Genomic DNA, 19,971 nt, shown 5'->3' on the forward strand with positions numbered 1-19,971 from the left:
TTTACAAAATTTTGCTTAACAGCATTCCCAGTGCATCCATGGCTTGCTTTAATCTTTTTTAAAGATAAGCAGTACCTTCGTTCATTACCGAAGGTACCGCTCTGAGCATTCATTCCTTATTTGGAATGATTCGCATCAATATTTTGTTGGATCGCTTTTACAGCAGAATCCATTGCAGCTTTAGGTTCTGCCTTTCCTGTAACAATGTTTTGAAGGTTATCAGCCATAGGCTTCCACACTTCACCCATTTCAGGAATGTTCGGCATAGGAACAGCTACAGCAGACTGTTCAGCCACAGCTTTAGCTTCTTGATTATCTGCAATTGCAGGATCGTCGATCAAAGCTGTCACAGGAGGAATCTCAAACGTATTTTCATAACGGTATTTAGAATTTTCTTCATTCGTAATAAACTCTACAAATTTCGTAGCCCATTCTTGGTTTTTAGAATAAGAACTTACATGCCATCCTTTTACACCCATGAATGTTTTCATCGGCTCTCCATTTTCGAACTTCGGAAGAGGAGCAACACCGATATCAATGCCGGCATCTTTGTAAGGACCAAAAGCCCAAGGACCGTTCATAACGAAACCGACTTTTCCTTCATTGAAAAGACCATCAAGAGCGGATCCGCCGTTTTCACCAATAATTCCTTTAGGGAATAAACCTTCTGTGTACCATTTTTGAATGTATTCAGCACCTTTTACAGCACCCTCGTTGTTAAGGCCAAGATCTTGTGCATCAAGCACGCCGTCCTGTTCATTGAATACATAGCCGCCCATTCCGCCGATAACTGAATGTGCGAAATAGAAGTTATCAAATAATGCGAGGAACCCGTATTGATTTCCGCTGGTAAGCTCTTTGGATTTCTCATATAGCTCTTCCATTGTTGCAGGCACTTCATCAACAATTGCCTTGTTGTAGATTAAAACAGGTGTTTCAGTAGATTTTGGAAGGCCGTAAAGCTTTCCATCATATGTTTGAGACAGAATAGAAGATTCAGTGAACTTGCTTTTTACATCATCTTCCACACTAATTTCTGCAATTAGACCTTCAACAGCAACCTGGCCGATTTGATCGTGAGGCAAAGTTACTACGTCAGGACCTGTTCCTGCAGGACCGTCTAAACGCAGCTGGTCACGCGCTTTTGTAGCCATTTCTACTTCTTTAAACTCAATTTTAATGCCATTTTCTTCTTCAAAATCTTTTGCTACTTTTTCAAGCCATTTGGATTTATCTTTATCTTCCCAAACAATTAATTTCTCCGGTTTTTCCGGCAGTCCTTCAGCAGATTCGCCTCCAGCACCCTCAGTATTTCCCCCTGTACCCTCTTTTGCGTCAGGACCGCAAGCGGCTAACACACCTAGAAGAAGCAGCATCATCATAAACAATGAAAGAGCTTTCTTCAAAATGACCCCTCCTAATATAGTAATCTTTTTTATTTGTACAAACGGTTGCACAAAAATGATTTAAAAAAATGCAGCGCTTTCATTAAAGCGAATACATTTCTGTGAAAACGATTGCACAACATACTTTTATTATAGCGCCTATTTTTGTTTTGACAAGCGTTTTTGAAAAAAAAATTTATAACTCTATTAAAGCTGAAATTTGACTTCTAAATACCTTTCAAATAATCTTTAATTAAACTATTTTGCAACTATTGTCCTGGGAGGATGAACATGTTAAGAGAATCTATTTATCACCGTCCGAAGAATGAATTCGCTTATGTATATGATGAAAAAACTATTCACATTCGCCTGAAATCTAAAAAGGGCGATGTACAAAAAGCTCTTCTCATCCACGGGGATCCGTACGACTGGGAGGATGGAAACTGGGTTTCAGATAAGATTGAAATGGGCATAACCGGAAGCGATGAACTATTTGACTACTGGTTAGTTGCTATACAGCCGCCTAACCGGAGACTGCGCTACGGATTCGAGCTTTCAGGTGAAGAAGAAGTACTGTTTTATACGGAAAAAGGTTTTTATTCTGATATGCCGACAGACGATATTGCACACTACTTCTGTTTTCCATTTCTTCATTATAATGATGCATTCAGAGCCCCTGAGTGGGTGAAGAATACTGTTTGGTATCAAATTTTCCCTGAGCGGTTTGCGAACGGAAACCCTGATATCAATCCGGAAGGCACATTGGAATGGAACAGCACCGAACCCACTCCGACCAATTTTTTCGGAGGTGACTTTGAGGGAATTCTTCAAAACCTCGATTACCTGAAGGAACTCGGTATCTCTGGAATCTATTTCACACCAATCTTTAAAGCGTATTCCAATCATAAGTACGACACGATAGATTATTATGAAATTGATCCGCAATTCGGAGACAAGGAAACCTTCAAAAGGCTTGTTGAGGAGTGCCATAACAAAGACATCCGCGTCATGCTGGATGCAGTATTCAATCATAGCGGCTATTACTTTCAACCGTTTCAGGACGTACTGGAAAACGGAGCAGACTCAGAATACAAGGACTGGTTCCATCTTCATGAGCTCCCGGTTTCCGCAGATCCTGCTCCCAACTATGATACGTTTGCCTATGAAGCGAGCATGCCAAAACTGAATACTCAGCATCCTGATGTGAAAAAGTATTTGATTGATGCAGGAACTTACTGGGTGCGTGAGTTTAATATTGACGGGTGGAGGCTGGATGTAGCCAATGAGGTTGACCATCAATTTTGGAGAGAGTTTCGAACAGCTGTAAAATCCGTCCGTGACGATATTTATATCCTGGGCGAAATTTGGCATGATGCTTCTCCATGGCTGCAGGGAGACCAGTTTGATGCGGTGATGAATTATCCATTCACCACCGGGGCAATAAGCTTTTTTGGAACGAACAGCCAGAGTGCTTCGGAATTTTCCAACGTGATTCAGCGAATGCTGCATATGTATCCGGAAAATGTCACGGAAGTTGCCTTTAATCTTCTCGGCAGCCATGATACACCAAGAATTCTGAATATAGCGGACGGCAACAAGGAACGAGTGAAGCTGCTGTTTGCTTTTCAGCTAAGCTTTTCCGGGTCACCATGCATTTATTACGGAGATGAAATTGCACTTCTTGGTGATACCGATCCCGGATGCCGCAAATGTATGCCTTGGGATGAAGAAGAAGAAGATCTTGATATGCTGGAGCACGTGAAAAAACTTCTTTCTTTACGTAAAGACATTGATGTATTCGGCAACAATGGCAGATACGCTTTTCTTCAGGCAAATGATGAAAACGGAACTCTTGTGATATTAAAAGAATTTGAGAACCAAAGACTGCTGGCCCTGTTTAACAATCTTGAAGAGGAAACGACTATTTACCTTCCGGAAGATTTCCACGGACAAGAAATGACAGACCTGTGGACCAATGATGTTCTGGAACCTTCGGAAGAAGGAATAATCGTTCCAGGCTTGAATTTTAAATTCTTGCTGATCAACGACAATTAATTTCAATAAAAAGAAGCTGGTCGGCAATCATGAATTGCTCCCCAGCTTCTTTTTTTCTTTCTGAACAAACTGCCCCTAATATTTATTTCCTCCGTCTACTCACAATCTTCCTGAATTCCAGTGGAGAAACTCCTTCTATTTTTTTAAAAAGCTTTGAAAAATAAGTGGAATCCTCTATGCCAACTTCACCAGCCACTGCAGAGATTTTATAGTCCGTTGTAGCGAGAAGCCGTTTTGCCTGAGAAATGCGGTAAACATTTACATAATGCACCGGTGTCATACCGAGCGTTTTCTGCATGCACCTGGTAATGTAATCAGGATGAAAATGAATCTCTTTAGCCAAATCCTCCATTCTCACATCCTTTTGATAGTGCTTTTGCAAAAACTTTAGTGTTTCTTCTACCACTCTTTCGGCAGCGGTTGGAATTTTCAGCGCTTCTTTTTGCAGCTGAACCAGAAGCTCTTCAAAATAAAGCTGCTGGCGAAGCGGAAAATCAGGCGTCTGGCCGGTCACACTGAACAGATTTTCCAGGATTTTTTCTATAAAATCTCTATGTACAACTTCTGCATATCTGGGAATTTTAAAATGAAAGGAAGAAGGATGTTCAAAATCGCCTTCCCTTGTCTGTACATCACTCCAATTCTCATGTCCTGTACCCGCAAGAAGGTACGATTGAGGAATTGTAAAATGAATCCAGTAGATTCTTGTATCCCGCGGAGAGTTTTTATGTCCGAAGTGTTCAAGCCCCGGCGCCAAAATAATATACTCCCCCTCCTTAATTGTGTATTCCCTGTTGTCTTCCGTCATATAAAGAAGTCCCTTTTTGACATATAACAAATCAAACACAGTATAAATTCTCTTGAAATGCTTTGTCCCCTCATTAAACCGGTCTTCCCCTCCTTTAATAAATACCGGAAATGGTGGGACATGAAATGAGATATAACCCATAGCTGCTCCTTTGTGAGGTCGGATTTTTCCAAAAGTGTTCGATATCCTCTCTTCCTATTGTAATACATTAGATGTACACTTATAAACGTTTTGATGAACATTTATAAGGTGGGTACAACTATGATTCCTGAAAATAAAAATCGAAAATTGACATTATTCGCCCTTACTTGGCCGATCTTTATTGAAATTTTCCTTCATATGCTGATGGGAAATGCAGATACTTTGATGCTCAGCCAATATTCGGACGGCTCAGTTGCCGCAGTCGGGGTTGCCAATCAGTTTCTTTACCTCCTGATCGTAATGTTTGGGTTTGTCGCAACAGGGTCTTCCATTCTGATAACCCAGCATCTTGGAGCAAATGAGAAGAAAAGCGCGGCTGAAATATCACTTGTCTCTTTAGTTGCAAATCTCCTCTTTGGTTTGGCAATTGGGATGATTGTTTTTATGTTCAGCGAGGAAATGCTTCAGCTGATGAACCTGCCTCAAGAATTAATGCCCGAAGCAGTCATCTATCTTCAAGTAGTCGGAGGCCTTTCTGTCATACAGGCTGTTGTCATGACAATAGGGGCCATTCTTAGAAGCTATAGTTTTACGAAAGATACGATGTACGTCACCATCGGAATGAACATTTTAAACGTAATCGGAAACTACTTGTTTATTTTCGGGCCGTTTGGCATTCCAGTCCTGGGCGTCGAAGGAGTTGCCATTTCCACAGTCATTTCAAGAATCATTGGTTTAGCAGTCATCATTTATCTGCTTATGAAGAGAGTGACCCTGAAAACTCAACTGAATAACATAAAGGTAACGTTCAAGCTTCACCTGAAAAACCTGCTTGTCATCGGCGTTCCTTCTGCAGGGGAACATCTGGCTTACAACATTGCGCAAATGATTCTGACTTTCTTTATTACATTGATGGCAGCAGAGCATGCATTAACAACAAAGGTTTATGCTCAAAACATCATGATGCTCGTTTTCTTGTTCAGCGCTGCGCTGAGCCAGGGCACGCAAATACTGATTGGTTACATGATTGGCGGCAGACAGTATGAAGAAGCATATCGCAGGTGCATGAAAAGCCTCTACCTGGGTGTGAGCATTTCAACAGTTCTGGCCATTTTGTTCAGCCTTGGCTCTGACACTCTTTTCAGCATTTTCACCAGCAATCCAGACATTATTGCTGTGGGCGGCACCCTTATGCTTCTGACTATTATTCTCGAACCCGGCAGAGCCTTTAATCTGGTAATCATCAGTTCGCTAAGGGCCGCAGGAGATGTGAAGTTCCCTGTCTATATGGGAATTCTGTCCATGTTTGGTGTACAGGTTCCGATTGCCTACTACTTCGGTATCCATCTCGGATATGGGCTTGCCGGTATTTGGATTGCCTTTATCGTGGATGAGTGGCTGCGGGGGATAATCATGTTGTTCCGCTGGAGATCCAGAATATGGGTTCATAAAGGTTTTATCCAGACCGCAGAATCCAGGGCAGTAACACAATAAAATACTTCAATCCAGGCTTCCATATCCATGGAGGTCTTTTTTTGTTAGATTTTCTAACAACAATTAATAAACAAGTGAAAATATTCTAAAAATTTAGTTGCATTCTCCTTCCTTCTCTTATATGATAGTAAATATAACAAGTCGATGTAATAAAAACTGACATTGGAGTTGAAGAGATGAAGAAAATTGAAGCGATTATCAGACCCGAACAATTTCCGGCTCTTCGTGAGAAACTGGAGGAAATCGGGATAAACGGCCTCACTGTCTCAGAGGTAGCAGGCTGCGGACAGCAAAACGGCCAGACAGGAAGATTTCGCGGAACAACATACGAAATCAAACTGCTTCCAAAAGTGAAAGTTGAAATGGTCATTGAAGCGGAACATGCGGACGAAATTGTCCGTATCATTCAAACAACTTGTTCCACCGACACTGTAGGAGACGGAAAGATATTTATCATCCCCATTGAGAACGCGATCCGCATCCGAACAGGTCAAAGCGGCATTGAAGCGATAAGTTAATTAAACTAAAAGGGAGCTGTTCATATTGTTAAAAAAAATCATGTATGTTTTTGCCGGAACATTTCTGCTGGCAGCAGGGGCGCATGCAGAAGAAGTTACAGCCCAAAGCGTCAGTGCCTCTCTTGATACAATCTGGGTTATGGTTGCCACTCTGCTTGTCTTCTTCATGCACGCCGGGTTTGCCATGGTGGAATCGGGCTTCACGAGGTCCAAAAACGCTCTTAATATTCTTATGAAAAATATTTTAACAGTCGCAATTGGTTCTATCCTTTATTTCGCTGCAGGTTATGCAATTATGTTCGGCAATGATGCAGGCGGGCTGATCGGCACAAACGGGTTTGCTCTTTCAGGGCATGAAGATCAAATAGGCTTCTTCGTTTTTCAAGCAGTATTTGCAGCTACTTGTGCAACGATTATTTCGGGGGCTGTCGCCGAAAGGATTAAGCTTAGCAGTTATATTCTGCTGACAGTATTTATGACAGGATTAATATATCCGGTAGCAGGACACTGGATCTGGGGAGGCGGCTGGCTTTCAGAACTGGGATTTGTCGATTTTGCAGGCTCCACTGTCGTTCACTTAACAGGCGCAACAGGTGCAGCGGTAGCAGTTTTATTCCTGGGTGCCAGAATCGGCAAGTATACGAACGGAAAAGCCAATGTGATTCCAGGCCACAATATTCCATTGGGAGCACTGGGTGTATTTATCCTCTGGTTCGGCTGGTTCGGGTTTAACGGAGGCAGCACGCTCGCAGCAGATCCTGAGCTGATACCTCATGTGATTACTGCAACACTCCTGGCTGCATCAGGGGGTATCATCACCTCCGCCCTTTACACTCATTTCCGCTATGGACAGATCGATCCCTCACTTACACTGAACGGAGCGCTTGGAGGACTTGTCGGAATTACAGCAGGCTGTGCCAATGTATCGCTTTTCGGAGCTTTAATCATTGGCCTTCTGGCAGGGTTTATTCTCGTCGAAGCTGTTCAATTTATTGATAAGAAAGGAAAACTGGATGACCCGGTCGGCGCAATAGCAGTGCATGGCGTATGCGGCATCTGGGGAACCCTTGCTGTCGGGCTCTTTGACACATCAGCGGGGCTGTTTTACGGAGGCGGCGTATCTCTTCTGGCTATTCAGGCTCTTGGAATCGCAGCAGTGATAGCATGGACGGCAATTGCATCAGGCACTGTCATCTATATTATGTCCCTGTTTTCTCCCATCAGAGTTTCTAGAGAAGTTGAAATTGCCGGACTGGACTTTGCAGAACATGGCTCCTCAGCCTACGAGCTGAGAGAATCTTATCTTTCTCAGGGGGCCGGTTCTTCAAATAAAGACTTTGGTTCAGATTTGATAGACAGACTGAACAATCTCCATCCTCATGTAAAAAATGTAAAAACTGAGCAATCATCATAAACCTTTATACAGCCCCTTCTTATGAAGGAGGTACAGATCGTAGACAAACTCGAGAATTCCGAGTTTGCCTGCGGTCTATTTTATTTCTAAATAACGAACTGTTGTTCAAGTGAGTGATTTCATGTTGCGTTTACGGACATTGTTAAGTAGTTTCAAAAACTCAATACTGCAGACCAACGTTGGACGGACCTAGTTAAGGGCGTGGCAACCAAATACCACGACCATTATTCGGGGTGGTTTCAATACCTGGACATAATCAGATTACCTAATGATTAAAGATCATTTAGTTATCAAGCTAGAGTCCACTATTGACTTTTCAATTTTTCAATGAAGTGAGAATTTGTATTTAACTTAGACTTTGCAGTGTGCTTGATCTTAACTTTAAGAAAATTTTGAGTCAAAGTTTTAAGAATATAACTGCTGACTGGAGCGGAGGGTGCTTGACTCCTGGGGGATTAGCGGGACAGGTAAGACCCCGCAGGAGCGCAAGCGACGAGGAGGCTTACCGCCTGTCCCCCGGAAAGCAAGCACCCGGAGCGGAAATCAGCCTTTTTCCCACCATTCCTAAACAAAAATCGGTATGGATGGAGTGAACCATTGTCATTATTACTACAAAGATGACTTTAACTTTAAGTAAATCCTGAGTCAAAGTTTCAAGAATATAACTGCTGATTGGAGCGGAGGGTGCTTGACTCCTGGGGGAATAGCAGGACTGGTAAGACCCCGCAGGAGCGCAAGCGGCGAGGAGGCTTACCGCCTGCCCCCCGGAAAGCAAGCACCCGGAGCGGAAATCAGCCATTTCCCACCATTCCTAAACCAAAAAATGAATAAAGGCAGCGAGATTGGCTTCTCACTACCTTTTATCTTCCCCCCTTCTTGTGAAGGGGTTTTTATACGTTCAATTAGTGGTACAGAGTAAAGCACATCTTTTCTTGCAGAATCCGGGATACAGCTACTATAATTTAGATAGATGATGGCAGCTTGCTTCAAGGAAGCTTGGCTGAAATCACTGCAGCCTGCAGGAAGACAGCAGGCACAACTCCCCCCAATCTCCACTGAAATCAATTTCATTTCAGCAATGACATATATATTGTTCCTATTAGACGATGGCGAGGTGCTTTAGATTGAAGAAATTTTTTAACGGATGCTTTTATTTTTTTCTGGTTTGGTATGCATGCGGAGTCATTTTATTAAGCTTTGATATTCTGCCCCCTTGGCTTGAATGGGCAAACGCGGTGTTTCTCATGGCAGCAGGCCTGCTTGGAGGCGCCTATTTTATCATGAGCTACGGATTGTTAAAAGGACTGCTTCTTTCATTAGGGGTTATATTTGGATCTATATTTGCAGAGCACGTGGGAGTCAAATACGGGATTATTTTTGGAGATTATTATTATACAAAGGATTTCGGACCGCAAATGATAGGTGTCCCTGCAGCAATCGGTTTTGCCTGGCTCATGATTATTGCAGCATCACATTCTATTACAAAAACCCTGTTTCCGCAGCGGACTCTTTTTTACCTGCTCCCCGCCTCCCTTATAACTGTGCTGATTGATTTAATTATCGATCCTGTAGCATTTGAAGTGAAGAAGTATTGGATTTGGGAAGAGGGCAGCAGCTTTTATTACAACATCCCTTTTTCCAACTTTTTAGGATGGTTTATAGTCGCCTTTCTCCTTCACACTATGATTTATCTGAGTGTCAAAAAGGAATGGAAGCAGGAAAACATCTGGGACAGACGGATTGTCATCGTGTATTTTCTTGTAATGGGGATGTTCCTGCTTTTAGCCGCTATTCACGGCCTCTGGATGGCTGTAGCATTTACTGCAGTTCCCGCTGCTTTGGTTCTCTATCTGTATTATAAAAAATTAGAGAAGGTACATCATGATTACAGCAAACAAAAAGCCCTGGTTTGAAAAGCTGTTTTACCAATACAATAGGCAGCTGATGAAAAGGCATTTTCATTCAATTAGCCTACAGACACCTGACACCCTGCCTGAGCATGCATTGGTCTGCATCAATCACAGCTCCTGGTGGGACGGGCTGATTCTGTTTCATCTGAATCAGCGCATCCTGAAGCAGGATATGTATGCAATGATGCATGAGCATGGCTTAAAAAAGCATCCTTTTTTTCGGAAAATTGGTGCGTTTTCTGTGGATCGTAATTATCCACGGAAGATACTTCAGTCGATCAAGTATGCCTCAGAGCTCCTGCACTCCGGCAAAACGGTCGCTCTTTTCCCTCAGGGTGAGGAAATGCATTTGGAAACACGCCCGCTTACGTTTATGCCGGGAGCTGTAAAACTGCTGGAGGAAAATCCGTCTGTTCCCCTTCTTCCTGTGGTTTTTTATTATTCCTTCGGACACTTTCAAAAGCAGGAAATATTTATTAAAATCGGCAACCCTCTTTACATCTCAGATCTTCCCGGAAACGACAGAAAAAGCAAAAATAGAGTGTTGGAGCAGTATATGGAGGAGATGCTGAACGCTGTAAAGCAGGATGTAATTGCTGAAAGCTTCAAAGGCATGCAAATACTGCAGAAAGAAAGGAACAAGCTATGAAACACGCAGCAGTGATTGGAGGAGGCCTCGGCGGTTTATCCGCTGCCATTACAATGGCCAGCAAGGGAGCAAAAGTAACAGTTATAGAAAAAAACAATCACCCAGGCGGAAAATTAATGAACGTCAGCATCGGTTCACATTCATTTGATTTTGGACCAAATACGATTACGATGCCTCATATTTTCCAGAGAGTGTTTGAAACGGCCGGCAAAAATATGGAGAATTATCTGGATATGACAAAACTGGACTCCCATACTAGAAATTTCTTTGAGGATGGAACCACCTTTGACTTCAGCAGCAATCCCCAAGTAATGAAGCATCAGCTGAACAATTATGATTCTTACGCCTCGGGGCATTATGATTCATTTTTAAAAGAAATCAGCAGGCTCTATCATCTTTCGGAAAAGCACTTTTTTCCAACCATGTTTCGGTCAATGAAAGATTATTTGTCTCCCTCACTCTCTCAGGCTCTCCTGAAAGTCAGGCCGCTTGAAACCATTGACCACTTTTTCCAAAGATACTTTCAACACCCCAATCTCATTTCGGCTATGAACAGATATGCCACTTATATCGGTTCTTCACCCTATGTGACCCCTGCTACATTCGCTATGATTGCACACTTGGAGCTGCATCAGGGAGTGTACTATGTTAAAGGCGGAAATGCCCAGATTGCCTATGCTTATGAAAAGGTTGCCCGTGAGCTTGGAGTTGAGTTTCTGTACGGTACAAAAGCAGAAAAGCTGCATATCTCCAATGGAAAAGCAGTCAGCCTCTCCTGCAGCAATGGCACGGAGATTTCTGCTGATCATTACATCATGAACGCCGATCTATTGGAGGCCTTTCCTTCACTTGTAGAGGAACAGCATCGTCCGCATTTTACAAATAAAAAGCGGAATAAATATCAGCCTTCCATCTCAGCGTTCGTTATTTTGGCAGGACTCTCAACGCGCAATCAAGGATTGCTGCATCACAATGTTTTCTTTTCAGACAATTATCAGAGGGAATTTGAAGAACTGTTTAACAAGGGGACATACAGCAGTTCACCTACTATTTATATCAGCAACTCCTCCCACAGTGACAGGAACAGGTCCCCCGAGGGAGACAACCTCTTTATATTGGTCAACGCTCCTGCGCTATCTCCTGACAGGAAGATGACGGTTGACCCCCAAGCCTACAAGGAAGACATTTATGATATTCTTGAAAGAAAAGGTGTGTCCATCAGGCCGCATCTCCTGGCAGAAAAAATCTATACGCCAGCCACAATTGCAGAAACATTCGGGGCGTACAGGGGAGCGCTGTATGGAATCTCTGCAAATTCAAAGCTGGATGCCTTTCTGCGGCCCAGCAATTTTTCGAAGGATATTCATAATTTGTACTTTGTCGGAGGCACCACCCACCCTGGCGGAGGTTCGCCCATGGTCACCTTGAGCGGCCTGAATGTCGGCAGTGAAATAATGAAATAGCGTTTGAAAAGGTAAAAATCTCAATAAAAAACACCCCCAAAAGATCCTTTGTTTTCGACCTTTTGGGGGTGTTTTACATCTTCGCCATAATAAGCTGTTTTTCTTCGCTGGTGACATAATTCCGATGGTTAAAAACTGCATAATGATTGGCTCTGACCGTATTTAGTATGGCTTTATAAAACAATGCGGCTGCTTTCACAGGGCGGCGTGAGTGAAGAGGATATAAATCTAGATCGTCCATGGCTTCTTCGTAATATGCTTCCGCTTCGAAAGCCAAACTTTCCCATACTGAAATGAACTTGTCGCTAATCTCACAATTTTTAAGATCTTCCTCTGTATATTGAAATCTTTCCATGGTTTCTGAGGGCAGATAAATGCGGTCTCTTTCCAAGTCTTCCCCAATATCTCTTAAAATGTTGGTAAGCTGCATTGCGATTCCAAGTGAAATGGCACTGTGCCTGAGCTGCTTAGCTTTCGACGGTGCGAGAATAGGCAGCAGCATCAACCCCACTGTGCTTGCCACATGGTAGGAGTAATTCAGCACTTCTCCCAAGTCTTGATAGCGCTTTTTAGTCAAATCCATCCGCTGCCCCTCTATCATTTCCTGAAAGGGAATAGAATCCATTTCATAACGCTGAAAAGTATCCCTCAGAGCAATCCACAGAAAATGATCATCAGGATTGCTGCCCTTCAGAAAATAGTAAAACTTTTCTTCAAACAGCTGAAGTTCTTCTTGTGGATTTGTCCCTTCATCCACTATATCATCCACTGTTCGGCAAAATGTATAAACTGCCCATACTGCCTTTTTTTTCAGAGGCGGCAACAGTGAAAAAGCCTTATAAAATGATTTTGAATGTACCTTGATAACTTCTTCGCATTGCTTGTATGCCTGATTAACATTATCCACTAGCTTTCACCCCTTTTGTTTGGAAAGCGTCATTTTGCAATTCCTGCACCATCAGCTTTGCTCCCTGCATCACGATTGGAATTCCTCCTCCAGGATGAATGGAGGCACCTACAGCAAAGACGTTAGGTATCCCAAACGGCCGGACCTGCGGGCGAAAGACTCCAGATTGAAAGAGATTGGGCGCAATGCCGAAAGATCCGCCTTCAAACAATCCTTCTTTCTCCGCTTGAGCAGGAGTCTTGTATTCAACCCATTCCACAGCATCTCTTAATCCAGGAAAACCTTTTTCTTCAAGCTTATCAATGACACTATCAAAAAAAGCTTCCTGCTGCTCCCAATTTAAATGGTTTCCTGACGGGACCGGAACCAAAGCGTACAGCACACCTTTTCCTTCAGGAGCGAGAGAGGGATCAATGACAGAAGGGTGGAATGCATAAACAGAGGGGTCATCAGGTATCTGCCTGCTTTTAAAAATCTGTTTCATATTGAGGGCAAAATTCTCGCTGAGAAAAAATTGATGAACTGGAGCATCTTTGTATATTTTATTAAGTCCGAAATAAATCAACGCACAACTGGAGGATGCTTTATATCTTTTGTTATGTAATGATTTATCAGGGAGAAGCTTTGTCGCAATAGGAAAGTCTCCATTAAGGATAACATAGTCCCCTTCTATTAGTCTCCCATTAACCTTTACACCCGCAGCTTTCATCCCAGACAGTTCAACAGATTCTGCTTCAGTTGAGGAAAGAATTTCTATTCCCTCTTCCTGCATTGTTTCTTCAAGAACTTCCGCCAGTCTGGCATAGCCTCCTGACAGATAAAAGACCCCATGTTTATGCTCGCTGAAAGATACCAGCGAATAAAGTGCCGGAGATTCATAGGGGTTTCCTCCAATATAAAGAGTTTGAAGGGAATACGCATGACGAAGCTTTTCCGAACTAAAATATGATTTCAGGGACTGATAAACAGTTTGATAGGCTTTTAGCTTTGCAAGCGTTCGCATATTTTCTCTTGTCCAGAAAGACTTTTTCGCAGTGAAAGATTTTTCTAAAAACGCAGGCTTTCCTATGTTGAAACGGGTGTCCATATCTTCCATAAATCTTCTGAACCCATTCTCATCTTCAGGAAAAATTTTTCTGATTTCTTCCGCCTGCTTTTCAATATCTGAGTATTTTGTGTAAGCAGAGCCATCGCTATAGTGAATGGTATAAAGAGAATCCAGCTTATTTAATGTATATTTCTCCCGGCTCACACCTGCCTCATCCAAAATGGATTGCAGCATTTCCGGCAGAAGCACAATCGTCGGACCAGCATCCACCTTAAAGCCGTCCCTCTTCACATATGATAGCCGGCCTCCCAGCTTCTCGTTTTTTTCAATAACAGTTACTTCAAAACCTTCTTTTCTCAGGAGCAGTGCAGAAATCATTCCTCCTACTCCTCCACCAACAATGACTGCCTTCATAGCGCATTCTCCAAATTTTTGTCGTTATGTTTGCTGACTCTCTGTTTAACAGGCTTTCCTCCAATGGCATTTGCAGTTATGCGCGCCGACTCCAGAATTGTAGGCAGCCCGCTTCCTGGATGCGTGCCTCCCCCTACAAGCCAGCAATGATTCAATTCTTCAAACTGATTGTGGGGGCGAAGGACCATCATTTGTGAGAGCTGGTGGCCAAGATTGAACGTAGCTCCTTTATAAACAAGAATATCCTTCTCCCAATCAGCGGGACTGATCACCTTTTCAACCTCAATATGGTCGCGCAGCCCCTTGAATGAGGTTTTTTCTTCCACAATATTCAGCACCAGTTCTTTAAACTTGTCCTTATGTTCAGCCCAATCAATATTGCTGAAATTATTGGGTACCGGCGCCAAAATATAAAGTGCGGATTTTCCTTCAGGGGCTAATGTAGAATCCGTCACACTTGCATTTTGAATATAAATAGATGGATCCTCAGGCATCTTCAGTGTTTTTGTGATCTCTTCAACATTTTTTTGATAATCATCAGAAAAGAGAATGGTATGATGAGGCACATCAAACTTCTTATCTACTCCAAGATAAATCATAAAGGTCGAGCAGGAATACTTTTTCTTTTCAAGCTTTTTCGAAGCATATTTCTTTAAAGTGCCATTATCCACAAGGTTGGACATCACATAAGCAAAGTCACCATTGACAACCACCTCATCACTGATCACTTTTTCTCCGTTCTCAAGGAGCAGCCCCTGCACGTCTTTTCCTTTCAGTAAAAGTTTTTTCACCGGCGCGTTTAAGTGAATTCTTCCTCCGAGCTCCCTAACTGCTTTTGCCATTCCCTCAGAGAGCTGATTGACTCCCCCTTTTGGGTGAAAAATTCCGTATTCATGCTCCATATATGAAAGGATAGAAAATGCTCCGGGACATTCCCATGGGGACATGCCCAAATATTTAGACTGAAATGTAAAAGCAAGCTTCAGCCGCTCATCTTTAAAATAGCTTGTTAACACTTGATATAGGCTTTTGTTCAGCGTTAAATCCGGCAGAGCCCTCAGCACCTTTGGAGAAAGATAATGATGAAATCGATCCATCCTGCTTTGCAGAATAGGTGTTAATTTGTCCATCTTCCTTCTGGTTTCCTTCATAAACCGTTCATAGCCCTCACCGTCTTCAGGCGAAAAATTCTCAATGCGTTGAATCATTTCCTCACGGTTCCGAGTCATATGAAGACTTTCACCATTAAAAATCAGCTCATACATTTCCTTTAATTCCGTTAACTCCATATAATCATGCAGATTTTTCCCTGCCATCTCGAATATCTCTTCTGCTATATGTATCATGCTTAAAAAGGTTGGGCCCATATCGAACGTATAATCACCCAGCTTAATAGCTGAGTTGCGGCCGCCAACATAATCTTGCTTTTCAAATACATCTACCTGATAACCTCTGCCTGCTAAAATCATGGCAGCAGCCAGTCCACCGGGCCCTGCGCCAATGACGCTTACCTTTTTCGGCATGTTCTTCCCTCCTGATTTAACAAACGTTATACAAACATTATACAAAATGTTAAGGCAACTGGCAATCTATAAAACTTTTACAATAGCTTCCAAAGTCCAGTATGTACACATCCTTATCCTTTTCCCTCTTTTCAGTTTTTTAAAAGGAAGTTTCGTAGTTTTTATGTTTTTATCTATAAAAGCTGGTTATATAAGGTTATGAACTCCCGAAAACAGAGAATAGCTTGTCCAGCCGACATCTGCAATGAAAAGGCAGCTTACTAGATAAGCTGCCCAAGAAAAGAGTCAGGACTCTTCTAATTGTACATTATTTTGTTCAAACCAGACATGAATCTGTGCCAGGTGTGCAAGCAGCTGCGGCCCTGTCATCAGCTGTCCAAACCATGGAACCTGAAATGCACTTCCATTTGACTCCAATAAGACACCCAGCTGCCTTCTGTCAAAAAACTCGTGCAGGATTGATTCTTTCTGGTTCAGAAATGAAGAAAGCCAGTCTTTTACAAGCTTTGTATAAAGAGGATGGTGAGTTTTGGGATAAGGACTTTTTTTCCTGTACAGCACTTCATGGGGCAGCAGCCCTTCAAGGGATTTTCTCAGTATGCCTTTTTCTCTGTTTTCATGCATTTTCATATCCCAGGGAACATTCCACACATACTCAACCAGACGGTGATCGGCGAATGGCACTCGAACCTCAAGGCTTGCTCCCATGCTCATGCGGTCTTTTCTATCCAGGAGTGTTGTCATAAACCAGATCATGTTCAGATAAAACAGCTGTCTTCTTCTTGCTTCACTCTCTGATTCTCCTTCAAGAACAGGGGTTTCTCTAACGGTTTCTGCATATTTGGCAGAAACATATTCTTTCAGCTGAAGCTTTTCTCTCCACTTTTTCTGCAGTAAACCAGTTCTGGCCGCTGTCGATCTCATCCAAGGAAAAGCATCAGCTTCCAAATCCTCTTTGCGGTGGAACCATGGATAGCCGCCGAAAATTTCATCTGCACATTCTCCGGATAAACTCACAACAAAGTCCTTTTTTATTTCCTTGCAGAACCACAGCAAGGAGGAATCAATGTCAGCCATGCCCGGAAGATCCCTAACAAGGGCAGCTTCCTCCAAATAATGAGCTAAATCTGACTGCTTGATCACATGTGAGTGATGAATGGTCCCGAACGCCTCTGTCATTTTATTAATCCAGGGAGCATCGGAATTCGGTTGAAATTCGTTGGCTTTAAAGTAAAGGTCATTATCTTCATAATCAATTGAAAACGTATGAAGCGGCCCCTTGCCTTCCCTTTTAAAAGCATTGGCTGCTATCGCTGTAATGGCGCTCGAATCCACTCCGCCTGACAAAAACGTGCACACTGGCACATCTGAAACAAGCTGTCTTGTAACTGCATCGGTAAACAAATTTGTGATGTTCCCAACCGTTTCATCAAAGGCATCTGTATGCTGTTTGCTTTCTACATTCCAGTATCTCCATACCTTCAGGCCTTCCCGTGAAAAAGTAAGCGCATGTGCTGGACGCAGCTCTTTTACACCTTTATAAATCCCGCTTCCTGGGCTCCTTGCCGGTCCAAGCCCGAGCACTTCAGCCATTCCTTCACGATCCAGAACCGCTTTGACCCCCGGAGCAGCCAGGATGGCCTTTAACTCTGACCCAAAAAAAAGAGAGGCATGCTCTTCTTTATAAAACAGCGGCTTGACACCAAGACGATCCCTTCCGATAAACAGCTTTTCCTGCTCCGAATCCCACACAGCAAATGCAAAAATCCCATTCAGCCGCTTCAGGCAATCTTCCTTCCATTCTATATAGGAAGCAAGAAGCACTTCAGTATCGGAATGGCTCTGAAAAGTATGGCCCCTGCTCAGCAGCTCTTTACGCAGTTCGTCTGTATTGTAAAGCTCACCGTTATAGCAAATGGTGAAATTTCTTCCATCCTTTTCCCTCGCCATTGGCTGTCGGCCGCCCTCTAAATCGACTACTGCAAGCCTCTTATGACCAAACAACACATGCTTCTCACCCCAGATATTTGAATCATCGGGGCCTCTTTTCGAGAGAGTTTCCGTCATTCTTTCCATCGCATCTGCCCTTTTCGACAAATCTTCCTGATAATGTATCCAGCCGGTAATGCCGCACATGAACCAATCAACTCCGTTCTCCTGCTGTAAATTTCCCATAAACAAAAGCCCGCTTATATAGCCGTTTTCTATCCTATTCCAATATTATGAAAGGTTGAATTGTCCAAATTAATGACATTTTGCATAAAGCGCTTACCTTTTGGAAAAAAAGGTCATACAGACTTTTATACTTGAGGAGAGATGATTCATGACTCATCGCACAGAACTGCTTCAAATGCAGGAACGCGCTTATATACCAGGAACCATAGCATGCAGAGATAACACCTATTTCTTTTATGAAGAGGAATCCGACGACATTCTTCCCCTTCAATCCCTGGAAGGCAGGGAAATGGAAATATACTTTCACCAAGAATGGTACAAAGGAAAAGCCACATCTTCACCTGAACTTCAGCTTACCTTTGGACCATACTACTTTCAGGACGGCGACAAAGTCAGACTAAAAAAATCACTGCCTTATGCCTTTGATCAAATGCTGTCAACACTTGAAGATCAATGGTTCTTTGCCTTTGCCACGCACCTGAACGAGCTCGGATTCTCCATTTATGACTGTATTTACTGTTACAATCAAGCACTATTCCTGGAAGGCGCGGAAGAAAGAAAGGGAGTCTCCTTTTTCCACTTCGACAACGAAGAATACACCTGTGCCGTTCAGCACCATTTCGAAAGGGGGGAGACCGCCTCCCTTGACCGCTTCGAATTCACCACGAGCCTGTCCAAGCGCAGAGTGCTCATATCCAGAAATCTTGCGTAGGGCACGAATAATGGGGTTTTGTTCTACTATCTTTGGAAAAACGCGCGATAGTAGAACAAACTGGGGGGTTCTGTTCTACTATCTCAAAGATCGTATAACAAACGGGGCAGTTTTGTTCTACTATCTCAAGGTTCGTATAACAAACGGGGCAGTTTTGTTCTACTATCTCAAAGATCGTATAACAAACTGCACGGTTTTGTTCTATCATTAGCAACAATCGTACAACTAAGCTAATCCCGCTGCCTTGACAAGCCTCGAAAACCAGTACTTCTCACCTCTTTTAATCATACATACTTAGCTTTCATCTAATCAGTGGTACCCTTTAATATTGATGAAAGCTGAGATGACAATGAACTGATTCATCACAAATGCACTTTTGAAAAATGAATTTTTGAACTTGCGCGGAATTGCTGTATCATCATTGGCTAATAATTTTTTCCCTGGTTTTATTTTTGAGATAAAGTGTTCAGCCAATTTTCATCCCATTGAAAATAGACGTCACTGATTTCCTTTTGAAAAAATAAGTTTTTAGGATAAGGTAAAGCGAGTTCAGGCATGTTAGCTGAACTGAAATATCGGAGTTCAGCCGTTTCTGTATCTACCGGCCTTAGCTCGCCACTCTGAATAACGCAATTAAACAAGTAGATGTTATATTCCACCTTATGCCCATTTGGATATTGGTAACGAAAATCTTTACCGCCAAATATTCCTAATAGCTTTGTAGGAACTACATATAATCCCGTCTCTTCCCATACTTCACGCACCACTGCTTCGGCAGGTGCTTCTCCAAGTTCAATAGCACCAGCAGGCAGGCTCCAATTCTCTCCGTTCCCTTTATTTTGTAATAAAATTTCACCCTTATCGTTTGAAACTATCCCTGCTGCACAGGGCATAAATATGAGTTCTTTTCCAATTTTCTCCCTGAGGTTACTATAATAATTAGAAATCATCAGACTTCCTCCTAATTTTACAATTGGTAAACTTTGTTCCCCTTCATCGAAGGTTAATTCAGCAAGCCACCGAAAATAAGCGGAAGATTTCCGGTTAAACGTTTAAAAACCCTTTATTTACAGCCTTCCGGAAGCATTAGACGGAATTTCTCCGTTTATTGCAGGCTATCCTCTCCATATTTTCTATTTAACCGGAATTCTTCCGTCTATTCCCAGATAGACCCGCTGCCCCAGCTGTCTCAAGAGCTCACGAAGCATTCATAAGCGGAAGTTTTCCGCTTAAGTTCAAAATGTAGCTCTTTAAGGCCAATATAAGGGAAGGATTTCCGGTTAAACGTTTAAAAACCCTTTATTTACAGCCTTCCGGAAGCATTAGACGGAATTTCTCCGTTTATTGCAGGCTAT

At 42.7% G+C, this 19,971-nt stretch carries 15 protein-coding genes; 8 read left to right on the plus strand and 7 right to left on the minus strand.

The window, feature by feature from the left end; genetic code table 11:
* Positions 1-116: 116 nt before the first annotated feature.
* On the minus strand, positions 117-1,406 hold the full coding sequence (locus tag GJU40_RS15395; protein WP_154308960.1) for an extracellular solute-binding protein: 1,290 nt from the start codon (positions 1,404-1,406) through the stop codon (positions 117-119).
* Between the two features lie 270 nt (positions 1,407-1,676).
* On the opposite strand from GJU40_RS15395, the gene GJU40_RS15400 reads away from it, so the two are divergent.
* Positions 1,677-3,440 (plus strand): glycoside hydrolase family 13 protein, encoded by a 1,764-nt coding sequence (locus tag GJU40_RS15400; RefSeq protein ID WP_154308961.1) that lies wholly within the window; start codon positions 1,677-1,679, stop codon positions 3,438-3,440.
* An 82-nt stretch (positions 3,441-3,522) separates the two neighbouring features.
* Here GJU40_RS15400 and GJU40_RS15405 read toward each other — a convergent pair whose 3' ends face one another.
* Positions 3,523-4,389 carry a helix-turn-helix domain-containing protein gene (locus GJU40_RS15405; RefSeq protein WP_154308962.1) on the minus strand — a complete coding sequence of 289 codons (867 nt, stop codon included), beginning with the start codon at positions 4,387-4,389 and terminating at the stop codon, positions 3,523-3,525.
* 120 nt (positions 4,390-4,509) lie between these two features.
* Between GJU40_RS15405 and GJU40_RS15410 the strand changes: the two genes are divergently transcribed.
* The 6 genes from GJU40_RS15410 (at position 4,510) to GJU40_RS15435 (ending at position 11,837) form a co-directional block, all read left to right on the plus strand.
* Positions 4,510-5,883 carry an MATE family efflux transporter gene (locus GJU40_RS15410; protein ID WP_154308963.1) on the plus strand — a complete coding sequence of 458 codons (1,374 nt, stop codon included), beginning with the start codon at positions 4,510-4,512 and terminating at the stop codon, positions 5,881-5,883.
* Positions 5,884-6,059: 176 nt separating this feature from the next.
* Positions 6,060-6,401 (plus strand): P-II family nitrogen regulator, encoded by a 342-nt coding sequence (locus GJU40_RS15415; protein WP_154308964.1) that lies wholly within the window; start codon positions 6,060-6,062, stop codon positions 6,399-6,401.
* Between the two features lie 25 nt (positions 6,402-6,426).
* Complete coding sequence (locus GJU40_RS15420; RefSeq protein WP_425481233.1) at positions 6,427-7,815, plus strand: ammonium transporter; 1,389 nt, start codon at positions 6,427-6,429, stop codon at positions 7,813-7,815.
* Between the two features lie 1,124 nt (positions 7,816-8,939).
* Complete coding sequence (locus GJU40_RS15425) at positions 8,940-9,728, plus strand: carotenoid biosynthesis protein (RefSeq protein ID WP_170289430.1); 789 nt, start codon at positions 8,940-8,942, stop codon at positions 9,726-9,728.
* Positions 9,697-10,374 (plus strand): lysophospholipid acyltransferase family protein, encoded by a 678-nt coding sequence (locus tag GJU40_RS15430; RefSeq protein WP_154308966.1) that lies wholly within the window; start codon positions 9,697-9,699, stop codon positions 10,372-10,374. Before GJU40_RS15425 ends, GJU40_RS15430 begins: the two co-directional genes overlap by 32 nt.
* Entirely contained in the window at positions 10,371-11,837 is a 1,467-nt protein-coding gene (locus GJU40_RS15435) for a phytoene desaturase family protein (protein ID WP_154308967.1), read from the plus strand. The genes GJU40_RS15430 and GJU40_RS15435 overlap by 4 nt, the downstream gene beginning before the upstream one ends.
* Positions 11,838-11,910: 73 nt before the next feature.
* Here GJU40_RS15435 and GJU40_RS15440 read toward each other — a convergent pair whose 3' ends face one another.
* The 4 genes from GJU40_RS15440 to asnB all read right to left on the minus strand — a co-directional run bounded on the left by GJU40_RS15440 (position 11,911) and on the right by asnB (position 17,865).
* A complete protein-coding gene (locus GJU40_RS15440; RefSeq protein ID WP_343031576.1) occupies positions 11,911-12,744 on the minus strand; it encodes a phytoene/squalene synthase family protein in 834 nt (277 codons plus the stop codon).
* Positions 12,737-14,206: a phytoene desaturase family protein gene (locus GJU40_RS15445; RefSeq protein WP_154308968.1), complete on the minus strand. Its 1,470-nt coding sequence runs from the start codon at positions 14,204-14,206 to the stop codon at positions 12,737-12,739. Before GJU40_RS15445 ends, GJU40_RS15440 begins: the two co-directional genes overlap by 8 nt.
* A complete protein-coding gene (locus tag GJU40_RS15450) occupies positions 14,203-15,729 on the minus strand; it encodes a phytoene desaturase family protein (protein WP_154308969.1) in 1,527 nt (508 codons plus the stop codon). Before GJU40_RS15450 ends, GJU40_RS15445 begins: the two co-directional genes overlap by 4 nt.
* 285 nt (positions 15,730-16,014) lie before the next feature.
* Entirely contained in the window at positions 16,015-17,865 is a 1,851-nt protein-coding gene (gene asnB / locus GJU40_RS15455) for an asparagine synthase (glutamine-hydrolyzing) (RefSeq protein ID WP_154308974.1), read from the minus strand.
* A 187-nt stretch (positions 17,866-18,052) separates the two neighbouring features.
* Here asnB and GJU40_RS15460 point away from each other — a divergent pair, with 187 nt between their 5' ends.
* On the plus strand, positions 18,053-18,616 hold the full coding sequence (locus tag GJU40_RS15460) for a DUF2777 family protein (RefSeq protein WP_154308970.1): 564 nt from the start codon (positions 18,053-18,055) through the stop codon (positions 18,614-18,616).
* A 446-nt stretch (positions 18,617-19,062) separates the two neighbouring features.
* Here the strand turns inward: GJU40_RS15460 and GJU40_RS15465 are convergent, their stop codons facing one another.
* Positions 19,063-19,569, minus strand: a complete 507-nt coding sequence (locus tag GJU40_RS15465; protein ID WP_154308971.1) for an NUDIX hydrolase — start codon at positions 19,567-19,569, stop codon at positions 19,063-19,065.
* Positions 19,570-19,971 lie beyond the last annotated feature (402 nt).

It is taken from the genome of Metabacillus lacus (assembly GCF_009674805.1).
Lineage (GTDB): Bacteria > Bacillota > Bacilli > Bacillales > Bacillaceae > Metabacillus_C > Metabacillus_C lacus.